22 protein-coding genes are annotated in these 23,622 nt (G+C 67.9%); 16 read left to right on the top strand and 6 right to left on the bottom strand.

The window, feature by feature from the left end:
• Nucleotides 1-246: 246 nt before the first annotated feature.
• The 5 genes from NI1_RS20070 to NI1_RS20050 are packed head-to-tail and all read left to right on the top strand — an operon-like array spanning nucleotide 247 to nucleotide 5,464.
• Complete coding sequence (locus NI1_RS20070; protein ID WP_245663316.1) at nucleotides 247-1,257, top strand: alpha/beta hydrolase; 1,011 nt, start codon at nucleotides 247-249, stop codon at nucleotides 1,255-1,257.
• 2 nt (nucleotides 1,258-1,259) lie between these two features.
• The gene (locus NI1_RS20065; RefSeq protein ID WP_067823030.1) at nucleotides 1,260-2,141 is read left to right on the top strand and encodes an SDR family NAD(P)-dependent oxidoreductase; all 882 of its coding nucleotides are present in this window, start codon (nucleotides 1,260-1,262) and stop codon (nucleotides 2,139-2,141) included.
• 1 nt (nucleotide 2,142) lies between these two features.
• Nucleotides 2,143-3,063, top strand: a complete 921-nt coding sequence (locus tag NI1_RS20060) for a ferritin family protein (protein ID WP_067823027.1) — start codon at nucleotides 2,143-2,145, stop codon at nucleotides 3,061-3,063.
• Nucleotides 3,060-4,583, top strand: a complete 1,524-nt coding sequence (locus tag NI1_RS20055; protein WP_067823022.1) for a flavin-containing monooxygenase — start codon at nucleotides 3,060-3,062, stop codon at nucleotides 4,581-4,583. Before NI1_RS20060 ends, NI1_RS20055 begins: the two co-directional genes overlap by 4 nt.
• Nucleotides 4,583-5,464, top strand: coding sequence for a MerR family transcriptional regulator (locus NI1_RS20050; RefSeq protein ID WP_084523454.1), 882 nt, complete (start codon nucleotides 4,583-4,585; stop codon nucleotides 5,462-5,464). Before NI1_RS20055 ends, NI1_RS20050 begins: the two co-directional genes overlap by 1 nt.
• Here NI1_RS20050 and NI1_RS20045 read toward each other — a convergent pair.
• The gene (locus tag NI1_RS20045) at nucleotides 5,458-6,195 is read right to left on the bottom strand and encodes a GTP-binding protein (protein ID WP_067823020.1); all 738 of its coding nucleotides are present in this window, start codon (nucleotides 6,193-6,195) and stop codon (nucleotides 5,458-5,460) included. The two genes, NI1_RS20050 and NI1_RS20045, sit on opposite strands and share 7 nt — an antisense overlap.
• A 128-nt stretch (nucleotides 6,196-6,323) precedes the next feature.
• On the opposite strand from NI1_RS20045, the gene NI1_RS20040 reads away from it, so the two are divergent.
• From NI1_RS20040 to NI1_RS20030, 3 genes are all read left to right on the top strand, one after another.
• On the top strand, nucleotides 6,324-6,773 hold the full coding sequence (locus NI1_RS20040; RefSeq protein ID WP_067823017.1) for a Zn-ribbon domain-containing OB-fold protein: 450 nt from the start codon (nucleotides 6,324-6,326) through the stop codon (nucleotides 6,771-6,773).
• Nucleotides 6,766-7,965 (top strand): lipid-transfer protein, encoded by a 1,200-nt coding sequence (locus tag NI1_RS20035; RefSeq protein ID WP_067823014.1) that lies wholly within the window; start codon nucleotides 6,766-6,768, stop codon nucleotides 7,963-7,965. Before NI1_RS20040 ends, NI1_RS20035 begins: the two co-directional genes overlap by 8 nt.
• Before the next feature lie 280 nt (nucleotides 7,966-8,245).
• The gene (locus NI1_RS20030; protein ID WP_084523453.1) at nucleotides 8,246-9,577 is read left to right on the top strand and encodes a lipase family protein; all 1,332 of its coding nucleotides are present in this window, start codon (nucleotides 8,246-8,248) and stop codon (nucleotides 9,575-9,577) included.
• A 69-nt stretch (nucleotides 9,578-9,646) separates the two neighbouring features.
• Here the strand turns inward: NI1_RS20030 and NI1_RS20025 are convergent, their stop codons facing one another.
• Nucleotides 9,647-10,225 (bottom strand): NADPH-dependent F420 reductase, encoded by a 579-nt coding sequence (locus NI1_RS20025; RefSeq protein ID WP_067823007.1) that lies wholly within the window; start codon nucleotides 10,223-10,225, stop codon nucleotides 9,647-9,649.
• A 156-nt stretch (nucleotides 10,226-10,381) separates the two neighbouring features.
• On the opposite strand from NI1_RS20025, the gene NI1_RS20020 reads away from it, so the two are divergent.
• Nucleotides 10,382-11,125 (top strand): VOC family protein, encoded by a 744-nt coding sequence (locus NI1_RS20020; RefSeq protein WP_157535220.1) that lies wholly within the window; start codon nucleotides 10,382-10,384, stop codon nucleotides 11,123-11,125.
• 3 nt (nucleotides 11,126-11,128) lie between these two features.
• Here NI1_RS20020 and NI1_RS20015 read toward each other — a convergent pair whose 3' ends face one another.
• Nucleotides 11,129-12,040, bottom strand: coding sequence for a 2-hydroxyacid dehydrogenase (locus NI1_RS20015; RefSeq protein ID WP_067823001.1), 912 nt, complete (start codon nucleotides 12,038-12,040; stop codon nucleotides 11,129-11,131).
• Between the two features lie 55 nt (nucleotides 12,041-12,095).
• The gene (locus NI1_RS20010; protein WP_067822998.1) at nucleotides 12,096-12,977 is read right to left on the bottom strand and encodes a LysR substrate-binding domain-containing protein; all 882 of its coding nucleotides are present in this window, start codon (nucleotides 12,975-12,977) and stop codon (nucleotides 12,096-12,098) included.
• 131 nt (nucleotides 12,978-13,108) lie between these two features.
• On the opposite strand from NI1_RS20010, the gene NI1_RS20005 reads away from it, so the two are divergent.
• The 4 genes from NI1_RS20005 to NI1_RS19990 all read left to right on the top strand — a co-directional run bounded on the left by NI1_RS20005 (nucleotide 13,109) and on the right by NI1_RS19990 (nucleotide 17,355).
• Complete coding sequence (locus tag NI1_RS20005) at nucleotides 13,109-13,849, top strand: acetoacetate decarboxylase (RefSeq protein ID WP_067822995.1); 741 nt, start codon at nucleotides 13,109-13,111, stop codon at nucleotides 13,847-13,849.
• Nucleotides 13,850-13,885: 36 nt separating this feature from the next.
• Complete coding sequence (locus NI1_RS20000; RefSeq protein WP_067822992.1) at nucleotides 13,886-14,755, top strand: 3-hydroxyacyl-CoA dehydrogenase family protein; 870 nt, start codon at nucleotides 13,886-13,888, stop codon at nucleotides 14,753-14,755.
• Between the two features lie 150 nt (nucleotides 14,756-14,905).
• Nucleotides 14,906-16,417: a hypothetical protein gene (locus tag NI1_RS19995; protein WP_067822989.1), complete on the top strand. Its 1,512-nt coding sequence runs from the start codon at nucleotides 14,906-14,908 to the stop codon at nucleotides 16,415-16,417.
• Between the two features lie 248 nt (nucleotides 16,418-16,665).
• Nucleotides 16,666-17,355, top strand: a complete 690-nt coding sequence (locus NI1_RS19990; RefSeq protein ID WP_067822986.1) for a hypothetical protein — start codon at nucleotides 16,666-16,668, stop codon at nucleotides 17,353-17,355.
• Between the two features lie 9 nt (nucleotides 17,356-17,364).
• Here NI1_RS19990 and NI1_RS19985 read toward each other — a convergent pair whose 3' ends face one another.
• Complete coding sequence (locus NI1_RS19985; RefSeq protein WP_067822984.1) at nucleotides 17,365-18,222, bottom strand: SGNH/GDSL hydrolase family protein; 858 nt, start codon at nucleotides 18,220-18,222, stop codon at nucleotides 17,365-17,367.
• Between the two features lie 141 nt (nucleotides 18,223-18,363).
• Between NI1_RS19985 and NI1_RS19980 the strand changes: the two genes are divergently transcribed.
• The 3 genes from NI1_RS19980 to NI1_RS19970 all read left to right on the top strand — a co-directional run bounded on the left by NI1_RS19980 (nucleotide 18,364) and on the right by NI1_RS19970 (nucleotide 22,647).
• On the top strand, nucleotides 18,364-20,412 hold the full coding sequence (locus NI1_RS19980) for a M3 family metallopeptidase (protein WP_067822981.1): 2,049 nt from the start codon (nucleotides 18,364-18,366) through the stop codon (nucleotides 20,410-20,412).
• A gap of 105 nt (nucleotides 20,413-20,517) precedes the next feature.
• Nucleotides 20,518-21,984, top strand: coding sequence for a glyceraldehyde-3-phosphate dehydrogenase (locus NI1_RS19975; protein WP_067823819.1), 1,467 nt, complete (start codon nucleotides 20,518-20,520; stop codon nucleotides 21,982-21,984).
• A gap of 192 nt (nucleotides 21,985-22,176) precedes the next feature.
• Nucleotides 22,177-22,647: an RDD family protein gene (locus NI1_RS19970; protein WP_067822978.1), complete on the top strand. Its 471-nt coding sequence runs from the start codon at nucleotides 22,177-22,179 to the stop codon at nucleotides 22,645-22,647.
• Here the strand turns inward: NI1_RS19970 and NI1_RS19965 are convergent.
• On the bottom strand, nucleotides 22,637-23,569 hold the full coding sequence (locus tag NI1_RS19965) for a MerR family transcriptional regulator (protein WP_218026789.1): 933 nt from the start codon (nucleotides 23,567-23,569) through the stop codon (nucleotides 22,637-22,639). The genes NI1_RS19970 and NI1_RS19965 overlap by 11 nt on opposite strands.
• Nucleotides 23,570-23,622: the final 53 nt, after the last annotated feature.

Genomic DNA, 23,622 nt, shown 5'->3' with positions numbered 1-23,622 from the left:
TGCGGCCGTAGATATTTCGTAAATGCGCAGCTCAATTTCCCGAATCCGGGGCGGAGGCGTAAATCGGGGTGTCTCGATCGGCCTCGGAAGGTGGCGGCGGGCGGCGTCCGACAGGTGGAGGTCGGGGTGGGCCCAAGAGTTGTGGACGGTGTATCCGCAGGTGGTGGGCCTGTTCGGCCGGGTTGTAAGTATGTCGAAACCAATGTGCCATTGACAACTGGCGCATTGGTGGATGATTCTGTGGACATGGCGACAACAGGGTCAACGGCGACCTTCCCGCTGACGGCCACCCCGGCGATTCCCGCGACTGCTTCGATGCAGTCGCGGGTGGCCGCGGTGGCGTCGGTGCTGGGTTTGCGACAACTCAACGGCGTACTGCCGGACAATCGGATCGGGATCGGCGCCGGCCGGGCGCTCATCGCGGGAATCATGGCGGCATTCGGGCCGCCGCTGCCCGGCACCGCCGTCACCCAGGTGCGGTCCGGAACTGTCCGCGGCGAATGGGTGCGCGCGGCGGGGGTCGAACACGGAACGCGGGCAATCTATTACGTGCACGGCAGCGGGTACGTGGTGTGCTCGGCACGGACGCATCGGGGCCTGGCCTCGCGGCTGTCGCGGGCGACCGGGCTGCCGGTATTCGTCGTCGATTACCGGCTCGCGCCCGAGCATCGGTTCCCGGCGGCAGCCGACGATGTCGGCGACGGGTACCGCTGGCTGTTGGAGAACGGTTACCGCGCAACGGACCTGGTGATCGGCGGGGATTCCGCGGGGTGTCACCTGACGCTGGATCTGCTGTTGCGGAACCGCGAGTCGGGCACGCCGCAACCGGCCGGAGCGTTCATGTTCTCACCGCTGATGGACCTGACCATGACGCTCGCGCAGCGCGAGGACGATCGCCGGCCGGATCCGATGGCCCCGGCCTGGCTGGGGCGCAGGCTGATTCGGCACTACACCGGTGCTGAGCCGTCGGATTCACCGCGTTTGCGGCTGGTCATCCCGCCGGGCGCGATGCTGCCGCCACTGTTCGTGCAGGCCGCGTCCGAGGAAATGCTGTCCGGAGACGCGCGGCGGTTGCGTGACGAGGCCGTCGCGGCTGGGACGCGATGTGAGCTGGAGTTTTGGCCGGGCCGCATCCATGTTTTCCAGGCGTTGCCGCTGCTGGTCCCGGAGGCTGGTCCGGCGTTGGCGCGGGCGGCGGCCTTTGCCGGAGCGGCGCTGGCCGAGGCGAATGCTGTTGCACGAGAGCAGGTGGGCTGAGTATGTGGCCGATCGATATGTTGGTGCGGGGCAGTCGGCGCACCTACGGAGCGAAAGCCGTGGTCACCGGTGCGGGCAGCGGGATCGGGCGGGCATTGGCGCTCGAATTGGCCGCGCGCGGCGGTGAAGTGCTGTGCGCGGATATCGACAAGGAGCGCGCCGACGAAACCGTGCGCCTGATCGAGAGCACCCACGGGCGCACCGCGCACGCCTTCTTCTGTGATGTCGCCCAGCGTACGGACGTGGAAAGCCTTGCGGCCGAAGCGGATCGGATCTTCGGCGGTCCGCCCACGCTGGTGGTCAACAACGCCGGCGTCGGGATCGGCGGGAAACCGGTGGGGGAGATCGGGTTCGGCGATTGGGAGTGGGCGCTGGGCATCAACCTGTGGGGTGTGGTGCACGGGTGCGAGATCTTCGCGCCCCGGCTGCGAGCGGCGGGGCGCGGCGGCATCGTGAACGTGGCCTCCGCCGCCGGGTTCGCCGCCGCACCGGGGATGGCGGTTTACAACACCTCCAAGGCGGGAGTGCTGTCGCTGTCGGAGACGATGGCGGCCGAACTCGCGGGCAGTGGGGTCGCGGTGACGGTACTGTGCCCGACCTTCGTCAAGACCAATGTGGTCGCGGACGGCCGCATCACCGCCGGTTCCAGTGGCCTGGCGAGCAGTCTCATGGGCTGGACCGGCTACTCGGCCGACCACGTCGCCCGCATCACCCTCGACGCTCACGACCGCGGCCGCCTGCACGTGCTGCCGCAATTGGACGCCCGGCTGATCTGGCTGCTCAAGCGCCAGTTCCCGGCCACCTACACCTCCGCCCTCGGCCTGCTGAACCGGGTGTTACCGCAGCAGGATTCGCGGGCGAGTATCGAAAAGACAGGAGTCTGACATGTCCTTCGACTTCGACGACATGCTCCGCAAGATCAAGGCCCGCCAGTGGGCGCTGGCCGATATCGATTGGGACGCACCGGGTGTGGAGCTGATCGACCCGGAATTGCACGCCAAGCTGAAGCCGTTCATGGCCGATCTGATGTGGATCGAGAATGTGGGCGCGCGCGGATTCGCCGCCATGGCGAAGAAGGCGCCCACCGAAACGCTCAAGGAGATCTACCGGTATTTCCACGCCGAGGAGCAGCGGCACGCCAATGCCGAACTGGCGCTGATGCGGCGCTGGGGCATGCTCGAGGGTGACGAGATCCCGGAGCCGAACATCAACGTGAAGCTGGTGATCGACTTCCTGGACAAGCATTCGGACGAGATGTCGCTGTCGTTCCTGGGCACGGTGATCCCCATGCTGGAGGTGGCCCTGGACGGGGCGTTGATCAAGTTCGTCACCGACGAGATCGACGACCCGGTCGCGCAGGAAGTCTTCAAGAAGATCAACAACGATGAATCACGGCATCTCGCAACGGATTTCGCGGTGATGGAGCTGCTCGGCCATGCGAATGCGCGCAAGCTCGCCATTGAATTGGTGGGCGGCTGGGTCAAGCCGACCTTCCTCATCGGCGTGCTGAGCTATGTGCCGCTGCTGAACAAGATGCGCGACAATATCGTGGCCATGGGCGTCGACGAGGAGAAGCTGTACGCCGCCATGCGCCGCTTCCGCGCGGTCGGTGAACGCACGCCCATCGCCAACCGCGTTCCCATGTACCGGATCGTGAAGATGCACGGCAACTGGGTGATCAACCGCGAGCACCCCTACCACCTGTTCGCCGACGCCATGGTCAGACTGACCGCACGTATACCGGACCGCTTCCTGGGACCACAGCCGACGTGGTCGAAGGAACTGACCTACGAGCCCGTCGCATGAGCGCCGCGCGACAGCCACTGGACGTGGCCGTCATCGGCGCCGGCTTCGCGGGCATCGGTGCGGCGATCCGGTTGCGGCAGAAGGGGATCGACAACTTCGCCCTCTTCGAACGCGGTGATCGGGTGGGCGGAACCTGGCGGGACAACACCTATCCGGGGGCGGCCTGCGATATCCCGTCGCGGCTGTACTCCTACAGTTTCGCGCCGAATCCCGATTGGTCGCAGACCTATTCGGGCAGTGCCGAGATCCTCGGCTACATCGATTCCATGGTCGAGGAATTCGGCATCGCGCCCCGTATTCGCTTCGGCCATACCGTCACCGGGCTGGAGTTCGACGAAGCCAGTGGCCTGTGGGCGGTGTCGATCGCGGGCCGGCGCGGACGAATCCAGGCGCGCACGGTGGTGATCGCGTCCGGGCCGCTGTCCAATGCCGGATTCCCCGATATTCCCGGGATCGACGATTTCACCGGCCACAAGATCCACAGCGCCCGTTGGGATCACGACTACGACTTCACCGGCAAGAAGGTGGCCGTCGTCGGTACCGGCGCCAGCGCCGTGCAGATCATCCCGGAACTGGTCCGGAAAGCCGCGGCCGTCAAGGTCTTCCAGCGCACTCCCGGCTGGGTGCTGCCGCGCGTGAACCGCGAGACCGGCGAACTCACCAAGAAGCTGTACCGCCGCTTCCCGGTTACCCAGTCGCTGGCGCGCGACGCCTGGTTCTGGGGCCACGAGTCGGTGGCGCTGGGCGTGGTGTGGAATACCCCGCTGACCCGGGTCGTCGAGCGAGTCGCGCTGCTGCACTTGCGTTCTCAGGTGCCGGATCCGTGGCTGCGCCGTCAGCTCACCCCCGATTTCCGGGCCGGTTGCAAACGCCTGCTGATGAGCAGCGACTACTACCCGGCCTTGCAGCGCGACAATTGCACCCTGGTGACCTGGCCCATCGCCGGTATCTCGGCGGACGGTATCCGCACGGCCGAGGGTATCGAGCACCGGTTCGACTGCATCGTCTTCGCCACCGGCTTCGAAGTCTCCAAACAGGGCACCCCGGTGCCGGTGACCGGGCGCGACGGGCGCGTGCTCGATGACGAATGGAGCAGGGGCGCATACGCTTTCAAGAGCGTGGCGGTGTCGGGATACCCGAATCTGTTCTTCACTTTCGGACCGAACTCCGGGCCCGGGCACAATTCGGCGCTGGTCTACATGGAAGCCCAGATCGACTATCTCACCGATGCGATCGGCTTGCTGCTGCGCCGGGATCTGCGCATGCTGGAGGTCCGCCGGGAGCGCCAGGATCGCTACAACGCGGGATTGCAGCGCCGGCTCAGCGCCACCACCTGGAACTCGGGTTGCCGCAGCTGGTATCTGACCGAGGACGGGTTCAACGCCACCATGTATCCCGGCTTCGGCACCCAGTTCACCCGGCAGCTGGCCGCCGTGGACCCGGCCGATTTCCATCTGACGCCGCGGGACGCCGCCCGGCCCGCGAGCGCCGACGGCCGGATCCCTGCTCCGCTCGGCTAATGTCGTCACGAGGCGCACTGCCCGTGCCCGCGGTGCTCACCCGCACCGGGGCATGGGCTTTGCGCGTGGTCGGTGCACGCTTGGCGGAGAGGACGGGTGCGACACAGGTGGCGGAGTACCGCATCGACGATCTCGCCCGCGCCGCCGGCACCACGACCCGCAATGTGCGCGCCTATCAGGAGCGCGGCCTGCTGCCCGCCCCGGCCAAGCGCGAGGGCCGGGCGCACATCTACGACGATTCGCACCTGGCCCGGCTCAAGATCATCGACGCGCTGCTGCAACGCGGTTTCACCACCGCGCACATCGCCGACTTCATCACCAGCTGGGAGACCGGCAAGGACCTGACCGAGATCCTCGGGCTCCAGCAGGCCGTCACCGCCACCTGGGGTAAACCGGACGAGCCCCTGGAGATGCCGCGGGAACTGGTCGACACCTTCCTCGGCGACCCCGAGCAGGGGCCGGTGGACGGCGACCAGCTGGACCGCCTGGCCGAGCTGGGCCTGGTCCGATTGCACGGCGAGACCGTCGAATTCACCCGCCCGGACCTGCTGGAGACCTTCGCCCAGCTGAACACCTACGGTTTCGGGCTGGCCGAGGTGATCGATCTGCACGCCGCGGTGGTCGACCGGCTCGAGGGCATCGCCCGGCTGATGGTGGTCGCCGCCAAGGATCACATCGTCGAAAAGCACGGCCCCGGATGGCTTCCCGAATCCGATGCCGAGATCGCCGATACCACCAAGATGCTCAACCAGCTCCGCGATCTGGGTACCCGCGCGGTCCGCAGCAGTCTCGACCAGGCCCTCGATCACGTCCTGCACACCGAACTCGGCAACTACCTGGAGGTCGCCGCCCGCCGCCGGGACGAGCGCAGCGGTCAGTAGTCGAGCGCGTGCTCGGGCTGGCAGACATCCAGCGGCGACGGCAGATACCGGACGATGGCGTCCAGCAGCGGGCCGATCTCGGCCGCGGCGCAGAGCACGGGCACGATCTCGCCGATGCGGGTGTGCCGGCGAATGCGGTGGCGCAACTGCTCGGGCGGCAGCTCGTCGCCGGGATCCCGGTCGGTCACGGTCGCCACCAGGTCCCGGTAGCGCTGTTCGGCGACTCGCCAATGCGCGCCGTAGAACTCGGCGGCCAGCGGTGCGAGCGGCCACATCGACACCAGATCGATCACGCCCTCGAACTCCGGGCCGATGCCGTGCGGGACCTGTAGCGGCAGCGGGACGGCGCCGCGCGTGTCGGCGATCTCGCGGACGCAGCGGTCGAAGTCGGCGGCGGGCCGGTCGAGCCCGCTGACCAGGCACATGCGGGCGACTTGATAGTCGTCGGCGACCCGCAGCAGCGTCTCGAGCCGCGGGCTGCGGGTCGTCGCGTTCACGACCGCGATCACCCCGTCGGCCACCCGGATGGATCGCTCCAGCTCGGCGATGGGTGCGGGGCCGGCCAATTCGGCGATGCGAATGGTGTGCTCGACCCGGTCCGTCACCCGATGAACCGCATCGGCGCGGGCGGCCCGGGGGAGCAGGCGGCGGATCAGCGCGGTCGTCTCCCGCGGGTCCCCGATGATCGTGACATTGCGGATCGACTGCGGGTCAATGGCTTTGGTGCCCATCGCGTAGTGGTACTCCAGATCGACTCGAGGATGTCAGCACATCCTCAATCGGTGTTCACCGTACCTCCGCGCGCGCACCGGTGGACGGGATTCCGCTCCCAAAGTAGAACGTGTTCCTATACGGTCGGATGGTGCAGAAAGAACAACGCCCCGCCGTGGCCGACTGGTTCACTGCGGACGACGGAGTGGTGCGGCTCAAGGGGAGCCGGTGCCAGGATTGCGGCACACCGTATTTCCCGCGCAACACCCTCGCCTGTCGCAACCCGCAGTGCACCGGCAGCAAAGACGGCTCCGAACTCGCCGAATACCTGTTCTCCACGCGGGGGCGGATCTGGTCGTACGCGGACGCGCGGTACAAGCCGCCCGCACCGTATGTCTCGGGTGATCCGTTCGAGCCGTATGTCGTTGCGGCGGTGGAGCTCGAGGTCGAGAAGATGGTGATCCTCGGGCAGGTCGTGCGCGAATTCACCGTCGACGATCTGGCCGTCGGAATGCCGGTCGAATTGACGCTCGGGACGCTGTACGAGGACGACGAAGCCGAGCGCACGGTGTGGATGTGGAGGCCGGTCAATGACTGACACGAATCGCGATATCGCCGTGCTCGGCGCAGGTATGCACCCGTGGGGCAAGTGGGGACGCAACTTCGTCGAATACGGGTTGGTCGCCGCGCGCGCCGCGCTGGCGGACGCCGGGGTGGATCACCGCGATGTCGGCTACATCGCGGGCGCGGACACCATTCGCAACGGCTACCCCGGGTTCGTCGCGGGCGCGACCTTCGCGCAGGCGCTCGGCTGGTCGGGTGCCCGGATCTCCAGCAGCTACGCCGCGTGCGCCTCCGGTGCGCAGGCGATCGCCAGTGCACGCGCCCAGATCCTGGCGGGACTGACCGATGTGGCGCTGGTGATCGGCGCGGACACCACGCCGAAGGGCTTCTTCCAGCCGGTCGGCGGGGAACGCCGCGATGATCCGGACTGGCTGCGCTTCCACCTGCTCGGCGCGACCAATCCCATCTACTTCGCGCTCTACGCCCGTCGCCGGATGGCCTTGCACGGTGCGACGCTGGACGACTTCGCCGCCGTCAAGGTGAAGAACGCCCGCCACGGCCTGAACAATCCGAATGCCCGGTACCGCAAGGAGGTCTCGGCCGAGGAGATCGCCGCCTCCGCGATCGTCTCGGATCCGCTACGGCTGCTGGACATCTGCGCGACCAGTGACGGCGGCGCCGCGCTGGTGCTGACCTCCATGGAGTACGCCCGCAAGCACGGCAGCGCCGACCCGGTCCGGATCAAGGCGCTCTCCACGGTCACCCCGACCTTCCCGAAGACCGTGCTCGACCTCCCGGATTTCGCGACGGACTCCGCCGTGGCCGTCGAACCGCCTTCGCGCACTTTCCGTTCCGCGATCGCGCACGCCGCGTACGAAGAGGCCGGGCTCGGCCCCGAGGACATGTCCTTCGCGGAGGTCTACGACCTCTCCACCGCGCTGGAACTGGACTGGTACGAGGACATCGGCCTCTGCGAGGAGGGCGGTGCGGAGCAGTTGTTGCGCAGCGGCGCAACGACTTTGGGTGGTCGCGTGCCGGTGAACCCCAGCGGCGGCCTGGCCTGCTTCGGCGAGGCGATTCCGGCCCAGGCCATCGCGCAGATCTGCGAGCTCACCTGGCAGCTGCGCGGCCGGGCCGACGGCCGGCAGGTGGAGAACGCACAGGCCGGTATCGCGGTCAATCAAGGCTTGTTCGGGCACGGTTCGGCGACCATCGTCACCCGCTGACCCAAGCGCTCACCGAAAGGGGCGGTCCGCTGCACAGTGGGTCGCCCCTTTTCGCGTATCCGGCCGCGCCCGCCACGCCGCTGCGGCTGCGGAGAGTGTGACCGGCGTCGCATTCGGCCGCTTCTTGCGATCCAATCCACTCCTATGTGAGGCTAGGCCCATGGATGTGGGACCGAATGGTGTCACATTGGATTCGAGGGAGTGAACTTTGCGCTACCGAGGACGAAGTAGTCACCGGTTGATCGCGCTCGGCGGGGGGATCGTCGCGGCGGTTGTGGTAATGACGGCGGGGGTCGCCGTGGCGGAACCGACCGGGGGAGGCGCGGCGGTAGCCGTCCAGCCCGCGGCGGCGATTCCGCTGCCCCCGGAATTGGATCCGGGCTTCTATCACCCGTCCGCCGATATCGTCGCGGCCAAGGCGCCGGGGGAGATCATCGCGGCGCGGCAGGTGAACGTCGCCAATTTCGGCCTGATCCCGATCAATGTCGATGCCTGGCAGGTCTCCTACCGGTCGAACAACAGCCGCGACGAGGCGATCCCGGCGGTGGCCACGGTGCTGAAACCGCGCGGATCGGCGCCGGACAAGATGCTGTCGGTGCAGGTCGCAGCGGATTCGCTGGGCGCCTACTGTGCGCCGTCCTACGCGGTGCAGCAGTGGTCGGCCGCCACCGTGCTGGGCCAGATCGTGGCCCCGCTCGAGTTCGTGATCGCGCAGACCGCCGTGCAACAGGGCTGGGCGGTGGTGATCCCCGATCATCAGGGACCGAACGAGGCGTACGCGGCGGGACCGCTCGCGGGGCGGATCACCCTGGACGGCATTCGCGCGGCCCGGGATTTCGAGCCGATGCGGCTGGCCCCCGATACCCGGATCGGCATGTACGGCTACTCCGGCGGGGCCATAGCGACCGGGCACGCGGCCGAGCTGAAGGCCGCCTACGCACCGGAACTGAACATCGTCGGCGCGGCCGAGGGCGGGGTGCCCGCGGACCTGGGCCCGACCCTGGAGAACGGTAACAACGGGCTCTGGTCAGGCATGATCATGGCGGCGATCATCGGGCTCAGCCGTGAATATCCTGATTTCGCAAAGCTGCTCGACACCAATATGGATCCGCTCGGCAAGGCGTTGAGCACGGTCAAGGGCGGGCTGTGCGTGCAGTGGAACACCGCGCTGGCGCCGTTCCTGAACGTGAAGGGGTTCCTGCACACCGACGGTGATCCGCTCGATCACCCGGTGGTCCGCGAGGTCATGAACCAGACCCGGATGGGGAAGACGCTGCCGGATATGCCGATGTACATCTGGCAGGGCAACCCCGACGAGCTGATCCCGGTCGGCCCGGTCAACACGCTGGTGGACACCTACTGCCGGAATCCGGGCGCGAGCGTCCAGTACACCCGCGAGCACTTCGCCGAACACGTCACCACCGAGCTCTCGGGCACGGCCCCGGCGCTGCTGTGGCTGCGGGATCGGCTCGACGGGGTGCCCGCCCAGCAGGGATGCAGTACCTCCGACGCGGGCTGGCTGATGCTGAACCCCGATGGAATGCAGCTGCTGGCGGCCGCCTTCGGGGAGACTTTCGCTTCGTTCTTCGGTAAGGCGATCGGCGTCAAGTAGCGTGGAAATCCGAAGGGCCCCAACGGAATCACCGCCGGTGGGGCCCTTTCGCATGCGGCCGGGCCCGGCTCAGCCCTCGCCGGCGTTCTTCGACTGCGCGAGCCCGCCACCGTCCACCGGATCGAAGCCCGCGTCGTGGATGAGCGGAACCACCAGGGCGGCAGCGGCGGCGTCATCGCTCCAATACCGCATCTCGCTGCGCGCACCGCCCTGCTGACCGCGTTCGCCGTCGATGAGCAGTTGCGGGGCGAGCCGGTCGCCGAAGGTGCGTACCAGCCGCACATCGCCGAGGATCCGCAGCTGATGCTGGGGGCTGGTGAGCCCGCCCGGAATCGGCACCGGGGTCGGCACCCCGTTGACCTCGGTGAGCGGATTGCTCGGGTCGATGACGAGGCGGCCTTGCAGCGGCGGCCCGTACTCGCTGGCGACCTGCGCGAATGCCTCCCACCAGACCGCGATGACCACGGCATCGGATTCGGCGATCGCCTGCTGCGGGCTGACGGCCGAGGCGGTGGCCCCGAGTTCGGCGGCCAACTGCTTCGGCCCCTCGGGATTGGTTGCGCTGAGCAGTGTTTCGTGGCCCCCGGCGGTGAGCAATCGAGCGAGATTGCCGCCGATCCGGCCTACTCCGATGAATCCGACACGCATGCTGGCTCCTATTTGTGAGGCATGGCGATCGAACACAAACCTCTGACAGTCTGCCCCAGCTGGATTGAGAATCTGGCATTTCGGTCATACTCCGAGGTGGGACCGATCGTCCCTCTCGGCGGCGACGCCGGGCGACCGATCGAACAGGAGACAGTCATGGATGGAATGCCGGCCTGGTTCGACGTCACCACCGCTGAACCCCCAGCCGCCATCGGGTTCTACACCCAGCTCTTCGATTGGACCGCCGAACCGGTGAACAAGACCGAGTACGGCAAGAACATCCTCTTCCGCAGCAATGGCCGCCCCGTGGCCGGATTGCTGGAACGGCGGCCGGGCACCCCGCAGCGCAACGGCTGGCTCACCTACCTGGCCAGCTCGGATCTCGCCGCGACCATCGACGCCGCACGGGCCCGGGGCGGCGCGGAGCAGCGGCCGGTCACCGAATTCCCCGGCATCGGCGAGACCGCTGTCATCACCGATCCGGCCGATTCCTCGATCGGCATCATCCGCCCGTTCGCCGACGCCGAGTTCGCGCCCGCCGGGCCGGGCACGCCGGTCTGGACCGAGCTGGAATCGGTGAACTGGCCGGTGACCTTCGACTTCGTGACCGGCGTCTTCGGGGTGCGCACCGAAACCCAGTCCAGCACACCGGGTTCCAGGTTCGCGACCATCCACGATGCGGAACGCCCGCGCGGCGGCATCTTCGAACTCGCCGCCGATGTGCCGCACTCGCGCTGGGAGGTCGCCTTCCTGGTCTCGGATGTGCACCAGGCCGTCGACCGGGCCGGTGAGCTCGGCGCGAAGGTGGTGCGGCCGGTCTACGACGTCCCGGTCGGACCCGGCAAGGGCGCGCGGATGGCCGACCCGACCGGGGCGCACTTCAATTTCATCGCCTTCTGACGGTCAGTACTCGCCGCGCACCAAGTTCTTCGGCTGCTCGCCGCGGGCGAATCGGGCTATCTCGTCCGCGGCGACGGCGTAGGCGCGTTCGAAACTGCCGCGCGTGCTGCCCGCCACATGCGGGGTGAGCACCAGGCCCGGCGCTGTCCAGAGCGGATGGTCCGGCGGCAGCGGCTCCGGGTCGGTGACATCCAGCGCGGCCCGGAGCCGCCCCGAATTCAGTTCGGCCAGCAGCGCATCGGTGACCACGATGGGGCCACGCGCCACATTCACCAGGATCGCGCCGTCGGGCATGCGGGCGAGGAACTCCGCATCGACCAGGTGCCGGGTCTCGGCGGTGACCGGCACCATCATGACGACCGCGTCGAAATCCGGTAGCAGTTCCGGCAATTCGCTGACCGCGCGGACGCCCGCGCGCGCCGTGGTGGCGACCAGGGTCACCTCGGCGCCGAGGCCGGACAGGGCGGTGTGCAGCCGGTTCCCCAGATCACCCGCGCCGACCCCGAGAATCCGTTTCCCGGATAGCGTGTCGGTCTGATGCTGGGTCCAGTGCCGGTCTCGCCGCGCATCGGCGAACCCTTCCAGCTCGCGATAGATGTTCAGCAATGCGCCGACCACCCATTCGGCGACGGCCCCGCCGTGTGCGCCGCGGGCATTCGAGAGCTGAATCTCCTTCGGCAGCAACCCGATCCAGCGCTCCGCGCCCGCGGTCAGCAGCTGCACCAGCCGCAGTTCGGGTAACGCCGTGGGATCGACCGAATCGGGCGGGAGTTCGAATCCCGGCACCAGCACCTGGGCGGTCGCGGCCTCCGGCGGCCACGGCGCACCGGGTTCGAAGCGGATCACCTCTACGCCGGGGATCCGGGCCAGCAATGTCGCGCCGTATTCGTCGGGAACCAACACGGTGATCGGCATGCTCGTCACGGTAGTTCCGGGGCCGCCGAAACCCGGCTCGACACACGAAAACGCGCTATTCGGGCACCTGTGCGGCGAGCTCGAGAAAGCGCTGCACCGCGCGGCCGGCGTTCTTGCGGACCACGGCGATCAACGTCACGTCGGTGAAGGTCGATGGGTTGCGCAGCGGCCGGTAGGTGACGCCGGGGAAGGGGATCGGCGGCATCAATGCCACGCACAGACCGGCGGCGACGTAGCTGAGCAGGCCGATGGTGGCGTCGGCGTTGGCGTAATCGCGCGGGGTGAAACCGGCTTGGCGGCAGGCGGATTGGATGCGCTGGGTGAGCTCGGGCGTTTTGGGGCCGGGCAACACGAAGTTCTCCTCGCGCAGGGCGCACAGCTCGATCGCCGATTCGGTGGCGAGCGGATGTGCCGTGGGCAGCGCCGCCATCAGGTGCTCGTGGCCGAGGGTGATGACCGTGAGGTCGCCGGTGCCGGGTGCGGGGGCGCGTACCAGGGCGAGATCGAGCGCGTCGGAGCGGACCATTTCGACCAGGGTCTGCGCCGAGGGGTCCTGGTGCAGGCGCATGTGCAGACCGGGCAGCGCCGCGGCCGTGATGCGGAGCAGATCGGGGATGCGGTGGTAGTCGAGGAGGGTGGCCGAACCCAGGCGCAGCTCGCCGGCCAGCCCGCGGCCGATGCTGCGCGCCCGTTCGACGGCGGCCTGCTGGGCGACGAGCAACCGGGCAGCGTCCTGCGCGAAGGCCGCGCCCGCCGGGGTCAGCCGCACACTGCGGGTGCCGCGGTCCAGCAGCTGCACCCCGAGGCCGCGTTCCAGCCGCGCGATGGCTTGCGACAGGGGCGGCTGGCTCATCGACAACCGCTGCGCCGCGCGGCCGAAGTGCAGCTCCTCTGCGACGGTGACGAACTGTTCCAGCTGCCGCTGCGTCAGATCCATATGGCAGAACATATCAATACTTCGGCAAATCGGTATTGGACCATATCAATACGAAGGCGCACGCTGTGATTAGCAAATGTTCGGATACCGCCACCCCCGGACCGGTCACCGGGCAATTCGAAAGGACAGCGATGCGCGCCGAAGACGTCGTGAAACAGCCGATAGTCCCGCTCAACGCACCCGCCTACCCGATGCGCGGGCACCGCTTCTACGACCGCGAGTACTTCAACGTGCTCTACCGCACCGATCCGGAGGCGCTGCGCGCCATCGTGCCCGAGCCGCTGCGGATCGTGGAGCCGCTGGTGCGGTTCGAGGTCATGCACATGGGCGATGTCGGCGGCTTCGGGCCGTACACCGAGTGCGGACAGGTGGTCGAGGTCGAATTCGAGGGGGAGCGCGGCGAATACCTGGTCGCCATGTATCTGGACAATATCGGCGCGACGGTCAGCGGCCGCGAAGCCGGCGCGTGGCCGAAATCGATGGGCGCGCCGCGGCTGTTCAACGAGCAGGGCGCGCTGGTCGGCACGCTCGACTACGGCTCGCAGCGGGTGGCCACCGGCACCATGCGATACAAGTGGGAGCCAATGGATTTCGAGGAGGCCAAGGCCTCGCTGAGCCGCCCTACGTATGCGGTGAAGACCATTCCCGGTCACAACGCCACGGTGCTCGCCATCGATCTGGTCCGCACCGAGATCACCGATATCGAGGTGAAGCAGGCGTGGCGGGGGCCGGCGCGATTGGATCTGGTGCCGCATGTGATGGCCCCGCTCGCCGATCTGCCCGTGCGCGAGGTGATCGAAGGCCAGCATCTGGTCACCGATCTGAACCTGCGCTTGTTCGAGCCGGTGCACAACTATTACCCGGGCGCCTGAGCGCTCGCCGAAACCTGTTGCAGGAGGAGGATTCCGATGACTTTCACCGTTCCCGAGGATTACGCGTCCCGCCCCGCCGTGGTGGTCGGCGCGGGCACCCTCGGCCGCCGGATCGCCCTGATGCTGGCCAGTGCCGGCGGTGAGGTGCGCATCTACGATCTCGCGCCCGAGGTGCGGACCGCCGCCGAAGCCTATGTGACGCAGCAGCTCCCGGCCGTCGTTGCCGCGCGGGCCGGTGCGCGAGCGGGCCGGGTGAGCAGCACCGGTGACCTCACCGAAGCGCTGCGGGACGCCTGGCTGGTGGTCGAAGCGGTACCCGAGCGCCTGCCGTTGAAGATCGAGGTGTTCGGGCAGCTGGATCGGCTCGCCGCCCCGGATGCCATCCTGGCCAGCAACTCCTCCTCGTATGCGAGCCGCTTGTTCCTGGAGAAGGTGGAACACCCTGAGCGCGTACTGAATACGCACTTCTACATGCCGCCGGCACAGAACGCGGTGGATGTCATGTCCAGCGGGCAGACCGATCGCGCGGTCATGGACTTCGTGCTTAAGGTACTACCGAGCTTCGGTGTGCACCCCTTCGAAGTACGCAGGGAGAGCACCGGTTTCATCTTCAACCGCATTTGGGCCGCCATCAAGCGCGAATCCTTGGAGGTGGTCGCCGAGGGCGTGGCCACGCCGCAGGATGTGGACGGCATGTTCCAGGTCAATACCGGTGCGCCGGGTGGTCCGTTCCGGCTGATGGACCAGGTGGGTCTGGATGTGGTGCTCGATATCGAAGAGCATTACGCCGCCGAGAACCCCGACTTGCCCGAAGGACCCCGGAAGCTGCTGCGCGAATATATCTCTCGGGGCGAGCTCGGCGTCAAGACCGGGGCGGGTTTCTACGACGACTACCCGAAACGGTAACGGCCCGGCCTTCCGAGCGGGCCGATGCACAGTGGCGTGGTCCCGCTGCTGTGCACGCGCCCCTGGTAGCGGCACTGCGATGGCCGGATAATCCTGCTACGGCTTGTGTTTCGGAGCACGAGGCGATGTCGTTCACCGTCGAGGGGCACCATGAACACCCGAACAGAGCAGTTCCTGTATACGGCCGGTTCGATCACGGTCAGCCGGGTGCGGTGGCGGCGGCCGTGTCCGGGGGTGGCCGGGCCGCCTTCCTGTGACGATGTCGCGTATCTGCGTTTCCGCGGGACCCGGGCGGCGGATGTGGTGCTGTCGGTGCAGCCCGGGAACACCGGCGGCCCTTCGAGTTTCGATCCGGTGGCGCGCAATGTGATCGCCACGCTCGAACGGCGCGGGATCGGCTGCGAAGTATGGGCGATGGAGCGGCGCGGTCAACGGCTGGCCGACGGTCACGGGGTCGGCGCGGCCGTCGCGGCGGGCGATTACCGGGTGGCGCTGGACTATTACTACCGGGGGGCGACGGTCGGCGGCGAGCGCTTCGCGGGCTGGCCGCCGTCGCGGGCGGCCCGGTTCCTGTCCGGGCTCGGCGTGCGGCAGGTGATCGACGATTGGCATTTCGTTCACACCAGTGAGCTGCCCGATGCCGTCGAGCGGGCGCGCCGGCTGGTCATCGGCGGGCATTCGCTGGGCGGGCCGCTGGCGAACTTCTACTGCCAGTGGGAGTTTCCGGAAGGGCCGGGGTATCGCCAGGTGGCGGGGGTGATCGGGTTGGACGGCCCGGTCGCCGTCGACGCGCTGCGGGTGGCGGGCCGGGCGGGTTCGCGGGCGCTGCTGGCCGCGGCCGGGCGGACGGTGCCGCCGATCGCCGCCGCGCTGCGATCGCGGCTGTTGCCCGCGACGGCGAGTTCGGGGTTGCTGCGCTTGAGCGAGGTGGCCCTACTGGTCACCATCGCCGCGGTCGGGGCGCGCTTCGAGCCGGAGGCGGAGAGTGAACTGCCCCGGATGATTCCGCACTCGGCGACCCTGGATCCGGCTTTGCGGCTGCTGTATCCCGGTGGCGGCCTGCGGTCCTGGCGGTTGACCAATGCGGCGGTGTTCGGGTCACTGTTCGGCCGGGCCGCGCAGGGCACCACGCTCTCCAGCGATATCGGCTGCTATACCGGGCCGGTGCGGACCAAGCGGCGGCTGGTCACCCGGCTGGCCAACCGGCCGGGCATCGGGGAACCGGTAGCGGCGCTGCTCAGCCGTAAACCGCAGTACATGCCCGCGCATCCGCGTGCGGCGGTGGCCGGGTGGGCGGAGGCGGCGGACTCGATCAGCAGCTTCGAGGACACGGTATCGGCTTGGGCCAATGGCGATTTCAGCTATTTGAACGCCTACGAATCGCGGCGTCTGCGCGATGAGGCGATGTTCGCGATGGTCGGCGGCATCCCCGCCGGCTGCGAGCCGCTGCGCCATCGTGACTGGGAGGCGATGGTGCCGAACATAACTCTCGCGGGGGACGTCTGGACGCCGATCCGCTCGCGCCGGGCCGCGGCGGCGACCGAGGTCGACGCCACCGGATACTCGCATCAGGACATTCTCTGCGGGCGGCAACCCGATCTCGTGGTCGATGAAATCGTGCAATTCGTTGCCGTGCACGCGGTCGCGCGCCGGACGGCGTGACGTCGTCCTTCTTTCGGAAGTCATTGTGCGGCAGCACAATAAAGCCCGGGTTCGAAGTGAACGCCGTCCATTGCCCGAGCAGGCGGGGCAATTCGAGAATAGGGCTGTGGGGGGACGTGCGGCCCGCCCGGTACCCGCCGGGCGGGACGCGCGGGTCGCCACGCATGACCATCCGATAAGCGCGGATCCGGTGGCGGCCGGGGTATTCGGGCCGCTCTCCGCGCGGTGACCGACCGAGGAGCTCCTTCGTGCCCGCAACGTTTCGTGATCCGCAGATCGCCGACGGCGAGAAGTCGGCCTACGCCATCAGCATCGGTGATCAGCGTGTGAACAGCGAGATGGTCGGCGTAGTCACGCGCGACGCCGACGACCGCTATCGGTCGCTGCTGGAACTCACCATGCCCGGCGATTTCACCATGACGGTCGAGCAGACCTTCGACCGCGCCGGCGAGACCCTCACCTGCCGCGACTACCGCGCCGAGAGCCGGCACGGCGAAACCCTGGTCAGCAGCGAGTACGGCAATTTTGCGGACACCTCGCACCTGCAATTCGGCGGGGCGGTGGCGCCGTTCCCCAATCGCATGGTCCCGCTGCTGGGCGGCGTCATCGCCTTCCGCGGGCTGGAGTTCACCAAGGGCGCGAAGCAGAATGCCGATCTGTGGCTGGGCTTTTCGGTGCACTGGCCGGTCGAGGTCAAGGTGGACAAGCGCGTCACCCTCGAGCTCCCGGCGGGGCGCTTCGACGCCTGGCAGGTGCGGGTGCGCCCCAGTTTCGCCCACATCAACGGTCTGCTGGACAAGGTGATGGGCAGCGTGCTGCCGCCCTTCGTCCTGCACTACGACGCCGCGCGCGGTCATCGCATGCTGCGCTTCTCCTTCCCCACCGGCCCCATGCCGTGGAATCCCAAGGGGCTGGTGGAGCTCACCGGAACCGAGTGACGGGGCCGATCAGAGGGTGACGGCCATCCGCCCGGCGGTGGCGGCGTGGCCGTACTGATTGGGATGGAATTGCGCTCCTTCGCCGTTCTCGACCTTGGTGCCGTTGACCCAGCGGTCGGGGACGGCCGCGCAGACGTCATGGCCTTCGTAGAGTTCGTAGGTGCTGAAGTATTCGGTGCCCGCCTGCGTGCGCAGCATGGTGTTGAGGGCGGCGACCACGGAGTCGCGGGCCCAGTCGGCGTCGGCGGGCAGTACCGGTTGGCGGCCCGCGCAGGTGGAGGTGTCGGAGGGGAGGATCTTCGGGTAGCCGACCAGTACGACGCGGGCTCGCGGTGCGCGGGAACGGATGTCGGCGACCAGCTTGGTCACCTTGGCCGAGGTCTCGGCGATACGACCGGGGATGACATCGCCGTACTTGTTCTTACAGCCCAGCAGGGCTTCGACGCTGCCGCTGAAACTGCCGCTCGCGCTGCCGGTTCCGGAGCTGCCCGAACCGAGGGTGCCCGCCATGACACAGTCGCGGACGATATCGGTGAAGCCGATGTCATTGCCGCCGACGCCCAGGGTGACCAGGGTGGTGTCGGCGGTGACGGCCGAGAGCTGGGTTTCGGAAACGGATTTCGTGGTGGCGCCGCCGCAGGTGACATCGGTGAGCTGGTAGCCGCGCTGCGCCGCGAACAGATGCGCGTAATTGCGATCGGAGCGGGAGCAGGCGGTATCGAGGATATTGGAGATGCCGACTCCGGCCGCGTACGAATCACCCAGGGCCACATAGCTGTTGGCGGGTTCCGCGGTGGCGGGGGTGATGCCGGCGAGGGCGCCGGCGGTGATGATCGCGGCCAGGGGCAGGCGGTGAGCGAGTTTCACGGATGGTCCTTGTGGTGGAGCTGGAGTGAATCGCGGCTGACCTTATGAGAGGACCGAGTGACCGGTCGGTAGCTTTGCTGAATCGTTATCTATCGATCGGTGTGCGCCCTCGTCGCGGCGGTGGATGCGTAGGGTTGCCGTATGGCGAGCAACCCCTTCTTCGAGCGCAGTGCGCTGCCGTACGAACTCCCGGCCTTCGCCGAGATCGACGATGAGCATTATCTGCCCGCGTTCGAACGGGGCATGGCCGAGCAACTGGCCGAGATCGCGGCGATCACGGGCGCGGCGGAGCCGCCTTCGTTCGTGAATACCATTGAGGCGCTGGAGCGTTCGGGTCAAGTGCTGCATCGGGTGGCGCGGGCGTTCTTCAATGTCGCCTCGTCGGATTCGAGTGCGCGCATCCGCGAGATCGAGGCGGAGATCTCGCCGCGCTGGGCCGCGCACGAGGACGCGATCAATCTCGATCGCTCGCTGTTCGCTCGCGTCGACGAGTTGTACCGGCGCCGTGCCGAACTCGGCTTGGCTGCCGAGCAGACGCGTTTGGTGGAGCAGTACCGGCTGCGGTTCGTGCGCGCGGGCGCGCGGCTGGATGCCGAGCAGCAGGCGCGATTGCGGGAACTCAACGCCGAACTCGCCGTGGCGGCAACGGAGTTCAAGCAGAACAATCTCGACGACACCAATGCCGCCACCTTGATTCTGGGCAGCGCGGACGAGGTGTCGGGGCTGGCGGCCGGCGCGGTGACGGCCGCCGCCGAAAACGCCCGCGCGCTGGGGCATTCCGGGTCGTGGGCGCTGAGTTTGCAGAATGTGTCGAATCAGCCGGTGCTGGCCCAGCTCGCCAATCGGTCGGTGCGTGAACGCCTGATGACCGCCTCCCTGAATCGCGGCTTCGGCCCGGACGGCCGCAATGCCGCGCTCGCCGTCCGCATGGCCGCGCTGCGCGCCGAACGCGCAGCCCTGCTGGGCTACCCGGATCACGCGGCCTACACGGTCGAGGATCAGACCGCCGAGACGGTGGCGGCCGTCGAAGAGATGCTGGCGCAACTGGTTCCGCCCGCCGTCGCCAATGCCGAACGCGAAGCCGCCGAACTCACCGCCGTGCTGCGCGCCGCCACCGGCGATCCGAATGCCGAACTCCGCTCCTGGGATTGGCAGTACTGGTCGGAAAAGGTGCGCGCCGAACAGTTCTCGGTCGACGCCGAACAGTTGCGCCCGTACTTCGAACTCGAACGAGTGCTCGTCGACGGCGTGTTCTACGCCGCCGGACAGGTGTACGGCATCACCTTCCGCGAGCGCACCGACCTGCTCGGCTATCACCCCGAGGTGCGGGTGTTCGAGGTCTTCGACCGGGACGGCTCCGGCCTGGGCCTGTTCCTCGGCGACTTCTTCGCCCGCCCGTCCAAGCGCGGCGGCGCCTGGAATCGGAGCCTGGTCACGCAGTCGACGCTGCTGGGCACGAGCCCGGTCGTGGTCAACAATCTCAATATCGTGAAACCGCCGGAAGGTGAACCGGCCCTTTTGACTTGGGAGAACGTCCGCACTCTCTTCCACGAGTTCGGCCACGCCCTGCACTGCCTGTTCTCGAACGTGCGCTATCCGTTCTTTTCCGGCACCGCCGTGCCGCGCGATTTCGTCGAGTTCCCCTCGCAGGTGAACGAGATGTGGATGGCCCGCCCCGAAATCCTGGCCAACTACGCCAAACACGTCGAGACCGGCGAGCCCATGCCCGCTGAACTCGCCGACCGCATGCTGGCCGCCGGGCAGTTCGGCGAAGGCTTCCGGACCGTCGAATACCTCGCCGCGGCACTGCTGGACTGGGCCTGGCATCGGCTGCCCGCGGACGCCGCCGCCGGAATCGAGGCCGAAGCCTTCGAGGCCGAAGCGCTCCGCAAGGCCGGCGTCGCCCTCGACGCCATCCCGCCGCGTTACCGCACCGCCTACTTCTCGCACATTTTCGCGGGCGGCTACGCGGCCGGTTACTACTCCTACATCTGGAGCGAGGTGCTCGACGCCGACACCGTGCGCTGGTTCGACGAGGGCGAGCAGTCGCTGCGCGAGAAGGGCGAACACTTCCGCCGCGAATTGCTTTCCCGCGGTGGCTCGGTCGACCCGCTGGACGCTTTCGCGGCCTTCCGCGGCCGCCCGCCCATGATCGAACCGCTGCTGACCCGGCGCGGCCTGACGGTGTGACCTGCATCGCCATCCAGCTCACAAGGGGGAACCCGGGGTAAGTGAAGGTGCGGGGCTGACTAGCATCGATCTACGTAGAGATCAAGGGAACCCCGAGGACTTGTGTTGACTAACGACCATCTTGACCGCTGGAACGCTCACGAGGCTGCGGCGGAGGCGATGATTCCGATCATCGGACGGCTGTACCGCGAGAAGGGGGTGACGATCCTCCTGCACAGCCGGTCGCTGGTGAACAAGTCGGTGATCAGCATTCTGCGCACGCACCGGTTCGCCCGCCAGATCGAGGGCGAAGAGCTGTCGATCGACGAGACGCTGCCCTTCCTCGAGGCGCTCAGCGCGCTGGACCTGGGCTCGAGCAAGATCGACCTCGGCCGCCTGGTGATGGCCTACCGCGCCGACGAGCGCGGACTGTCCATCCCGGAGTTCACCGCCGACGTGCTCGGCGACATCACCGACGGCAACAAGGCCGAGCCGCAGGGCCCGCGCGATGTGGTGCTGTACGGCTTCGGCCGCATCGGCCGGCTGGTCGCGCGCCTGCTCATCGAGAAGACCGGCTCCGGCAACGGCCTGAACCTGCGCGCCGTGGTGGTGCGCAAGGGCGGCGAGGGCGATCTGGTCAAGCGCGCGTCGCTGCTGCGCCGCGACTCGGTGCACGGGCAGTTCAACGGCACCATCAAGGTCGATGCCGAGAACAGCACCATCATCGCCAACGGCAATGTCATCAAGTTCATCTACAGCAACGACCCGGCCACCATCGACTACACCGAGTTCGGGATCAAGGACGCGATCCTGATCGACAACACCGGTAAGTGGCGGGACCGCGAGGGGCTGGCGCAGCATCTGCGCCCGGGCGTCGCGAAGGTGCTGCTGACCGCACCCGGCAAGGGTGACGTGCCGAATATCGTGCACGGCGTCAACCACCTCGGGCTGGATCAGACCGAGCAGATCGTGTCCTGTGCCTCCTGCACCACCAATGCGATCGTGCCGCCGCTCAAGGCGATGGACGACGAATTCGGCATCGTGCGCGGGCATGTCGAGACGGTGCACTCGTTCACCAACGACCAGAACCTGCTGGACAACTTCCACAAGGCCGATCGCCGCGGCCGTTCCGCGCCGTTCAACCTGGTGCTCACCGAGACCGGCGCGCAGTCCGCGGTGAAGAAGGCCATGCCGGACTTCCAGGCCAAGATCACCGGCAGCTCGATTCGCGTTCCCACGCCGGATGTTTCGGTCGCGATCCTGAATCCCCAGCTGAAGCGCGAGACCACCAAGACCGAGGTGCTCGAGTACCTGCGTCAGGTGTCGCTGTCGGGTCCGCTGAGCCGCAACCTCGACTACACCGCCGCCACCGATGTGGTCTCCAGCGACTTCATCGGCTCGCGCGCGGCGTCGATCGTGGACGCCAATGCCGCCATCATCGACGGCGACACCGCGATCCTGTACCTCTGGTACGACAACGAATTCGGCTACTCCTGCCAGGTCGTCCGCACCGTGCAGTACATCTCGGGCATCGAGTACCCGACGTACCCGCAGCTGACCGCCGAGACGCCGGAACTGGCCGAAGCGCACTAGCAACGGTTACCAGGCCGCGCCGGAGAGCTTTCCCTGCTCTCCGGCGCGGCCTGTTCTGATGCGGACCGAAGCGCGGCGAGCCTGATTCAGGGTCGGATTCCGGGTCTTCCCCGATGCCCGCGAGCTGCGGACCGGGCCAGTATTGGTCGAAAGCCGGTCGAGCGCCGCGAGATTCCGCATCGAGAGGAAACCATGACCACGGGTGGTTACGAGCCCTACTTCGGGCAGGCGGTCGGCGTGCACCCGGCCGGGATCGGCAGCCGCGCGGCGGCCAGGTTCATCGATTGGATCATCGCCGGCATCGTCGGCGCGATCATGTTCTGGCTCTTGGGGATCGTGGCCGACCTGCCCGGTTGGATCGCGGCCCTGCCCGGCGCCGGGTTCGGGTTCCTCTACTTCGTGTGCTTCGAGGTGAGCAGCGGGGCGACGCCCGGCAAGAAACTGCTCGGCCTGCACGTGAACGGGGCGGGCGGCGCGGCGAAGCCGAGCATCGCGGAGTCCGCCAAGCGCAATGCGTACATGCTGCTCAATCTGATTCCGTGGCTGGGCAACGTGCTGTGGGCCGGTGCGGCGCTCGCCATCGCGGTGACGGTGGGCACCAGCCCCGCCAAGCAGGGCTGGCACGACAACTTCGCGGGCGGCACCCAGGTGGTCAAGCGCTGACCTGCGGGCCGGGTTCGGCCGCCCATCGTTCGAGTGACCGGAGCAGCCAGGACATGGCTGCTCCGGTGGTGCGTTCGCCGGTGATCTCGGTGGTGAGTTGCCAATAGCGTTGTGCGCCCGCATTGTTCGAGTCGCCGAGCAGTCGCCGCCGCAGGGCCGGGGTGTCCGCGGTGCGGCGGGCGGCGGCGTGGGCGCGTACGAACCGGTCGAGTTCGGGGCCCGGGCGCGGTGCCGTGCCGGCGGCGCAGAGTCCGTCCACGTCCGTGCAGATCGCGGCGAGTTCGACGGTCAACCCCGCGCGGTCCCGGATAGCCGACGGGTCGCTGCGCCAGAGCAGTCGCGACATGGCGGCCGACCAGCCGGGATCGGTGGCGTACGAGGCGATTTCGGCGTAGGCGACCACGCCGGCCGGAGTCGGATCGGCGGGTGGGCGGGGGATGTTCATGGCGGCGAAACCATCGAACATGTCCGCCGGGAGCGGGCCGAGCAGGCTCCGCCAGCGGGTGATCAAGGTGTCGTAGGCGTGCCGGCGATCCTGCACGGCCGCAAGCAGTTCCAGGCGGGCCGCGCGTTGTTCGGGCGGGGCGGCTTCCAAGGCCAGCAGTGATGCCCGCCGCCAGGACAGTCCGTCGAGCTCGAGTTCCAGTGCGGTGCGTTCGGCGCGGAGAGCGTCGGTGAGGGAGCGGTCGTCGTCGAGCACCGCGAGGATGGCGGGCAGGCTCACGTGCAGCGCCCGCAGCCGGCGGATCTGCCGCACGCGTTCGGCTGCCGACGAATCGAACATGCGATGGCCGCCGCCGCTGCGCCGGGAATCCAGAATGCCGTTGTCGCAATAGAAGCGGAGGGTGCGGACCGGGACGCCGGTCAGCCGCGACAGTTCGCCGATGGTCAGGCGGGACGCGTGACGTGTGTTCTCGGTCACAAGCTCTGGAACCTCCGCCCGGGTGGAGTTTTTAGCCTACTGGAACACCCGGT

The sequence above is a fragment of the Nocardia inohanensis NBRC 100128 genome (assembly GCF_001612945.1).
GTDB lineage: Bacteria > Actinomycetota > Actinomycetes > Mycobacteriales > Mycobacteriaceae > Nocardia > Nocardia inohanensis.
This window is presented reverse-complemented; position numbering and strand designations above follow the sequence as displayed.

Coding starts and splice junctions, on each gene's coding strand:
- NI1_RS20020 (WP_157535220.1), top strand. CDS start 10,382: ATGGATGGAATGCCGGCCTGGTTCGACGTCACCACCGCTGAACCCCCA.
- NI1_RS20005 (WP_067822995.1), top strand. CDS start 13,109: ATGCGCGCCGAAGACGTCGTGAAACAGCCGATAGTCCCGCTCAACGCA.
- NI1_RS20065 (WP_067823030.1), top strand. CDS start 1,260: ATGTGGCCGATCGATATGTTGGTGCGGGGCAGTCGGCGCACCTACGGA.
- NI1_RS20030 (WP_084523453.1), top strand. CDS start 8,246: ATGACGGCGGGGGTCGCCGTGGCGGAACCGACCGGGGGAGGCGCGGCG.
- NI1_RS20015 (WP_067823001.1), bottom strand. CDS start 12,040: ATGCCGATCACCGTGTTGGTTCCCGACGAATACGGCGCGACATTGCTG.
- NI1_RS20050 (WP_084523454.1), top strand. CDS start 4,583: ATGTCGTCACGAGGCGCACTGCCCGTGCCCGCGGTGCTCACCCGCACC.
- NI1_RS19970 (WP_067822978.1), top strand. CDS start 22,177: ATGACCACGGGTGGTTACGAGCCCTACTTCGGGCAGGCGGTCGGCGTG.
- NI1_RS20010 (WP_067822998.1), bottom strand. CDS start 12,977: ATGGATCTGACGCAGCGGCAGCTGGAACAGTTCGTCACCGTCGCAGAG.
- NI1_RS19995 (WP_067822989.1), top strand. CDS start 14,906: ATGAACACCCGAACAGAGCAGTTCCTGTATACGGCCGGTTCGATCACG.
- NI1_RS20060 (WP_067823027.1), top strand. CDS start 2,143: ATGTCCTTCGACTTCGACGACATGCTCCGCAAGATCAAGGCCCGCCAG.
- NI1_RS20070 (WP_245663316.1), top strand. CDS start 247: ATGGCGACAACAGGGTCAACGGCGACCTTCCCGCTGACGGCCACCCCG.
- NI1_RS20035 (WP_067823014.1), top strand. CDS start 6,766: ATGACTGACACGAATCGCGATATCGCCGTGCTCGGCGCAGGTATGCAC.
- NI1_RS19980 (WP_067822981.1), top strand. CDS start 18,364: ATGGCGAGCAACCCCTTCTTCGAGCGCAGTGCGCTGCCGTACGAACTC.
- NI1_RS20045 (WP_067823020.1), bottom strand. CDS start 6,195: ATGGGCACCAAAGCCATTGACCCGCAGTCGATCCGCAATGTCACGATC.
- NI1_RS20055 (WP_067823022.1), top strand. CDS start 3,060: ATGAGCGCCGCGCGACAGCCACTGGACGTGGCCGTCATCGGCGCCGGC.
- NI1_RS20025 (WP_067823007.1), bottom strand. CDS start 10,225: ATGCGTGTCGGATTCATCGGAGTAGGCCGGATCGGCGGCAATCTCGCT.
- NI1_RS20040 (WP_067823017.1), top strand. CDS start 6,324: ATGGTGCAGAAAGAACAACGCCCCGCCGTGGCCGACTGGTTCACTGCG.
- NI1_RS20000 (WP_067822992.1), top strand. CDS start 13,886: ATGACTTTCACCGTTCCCGAGGATTACGCGTCCCGCCCCGCCGTGGTG.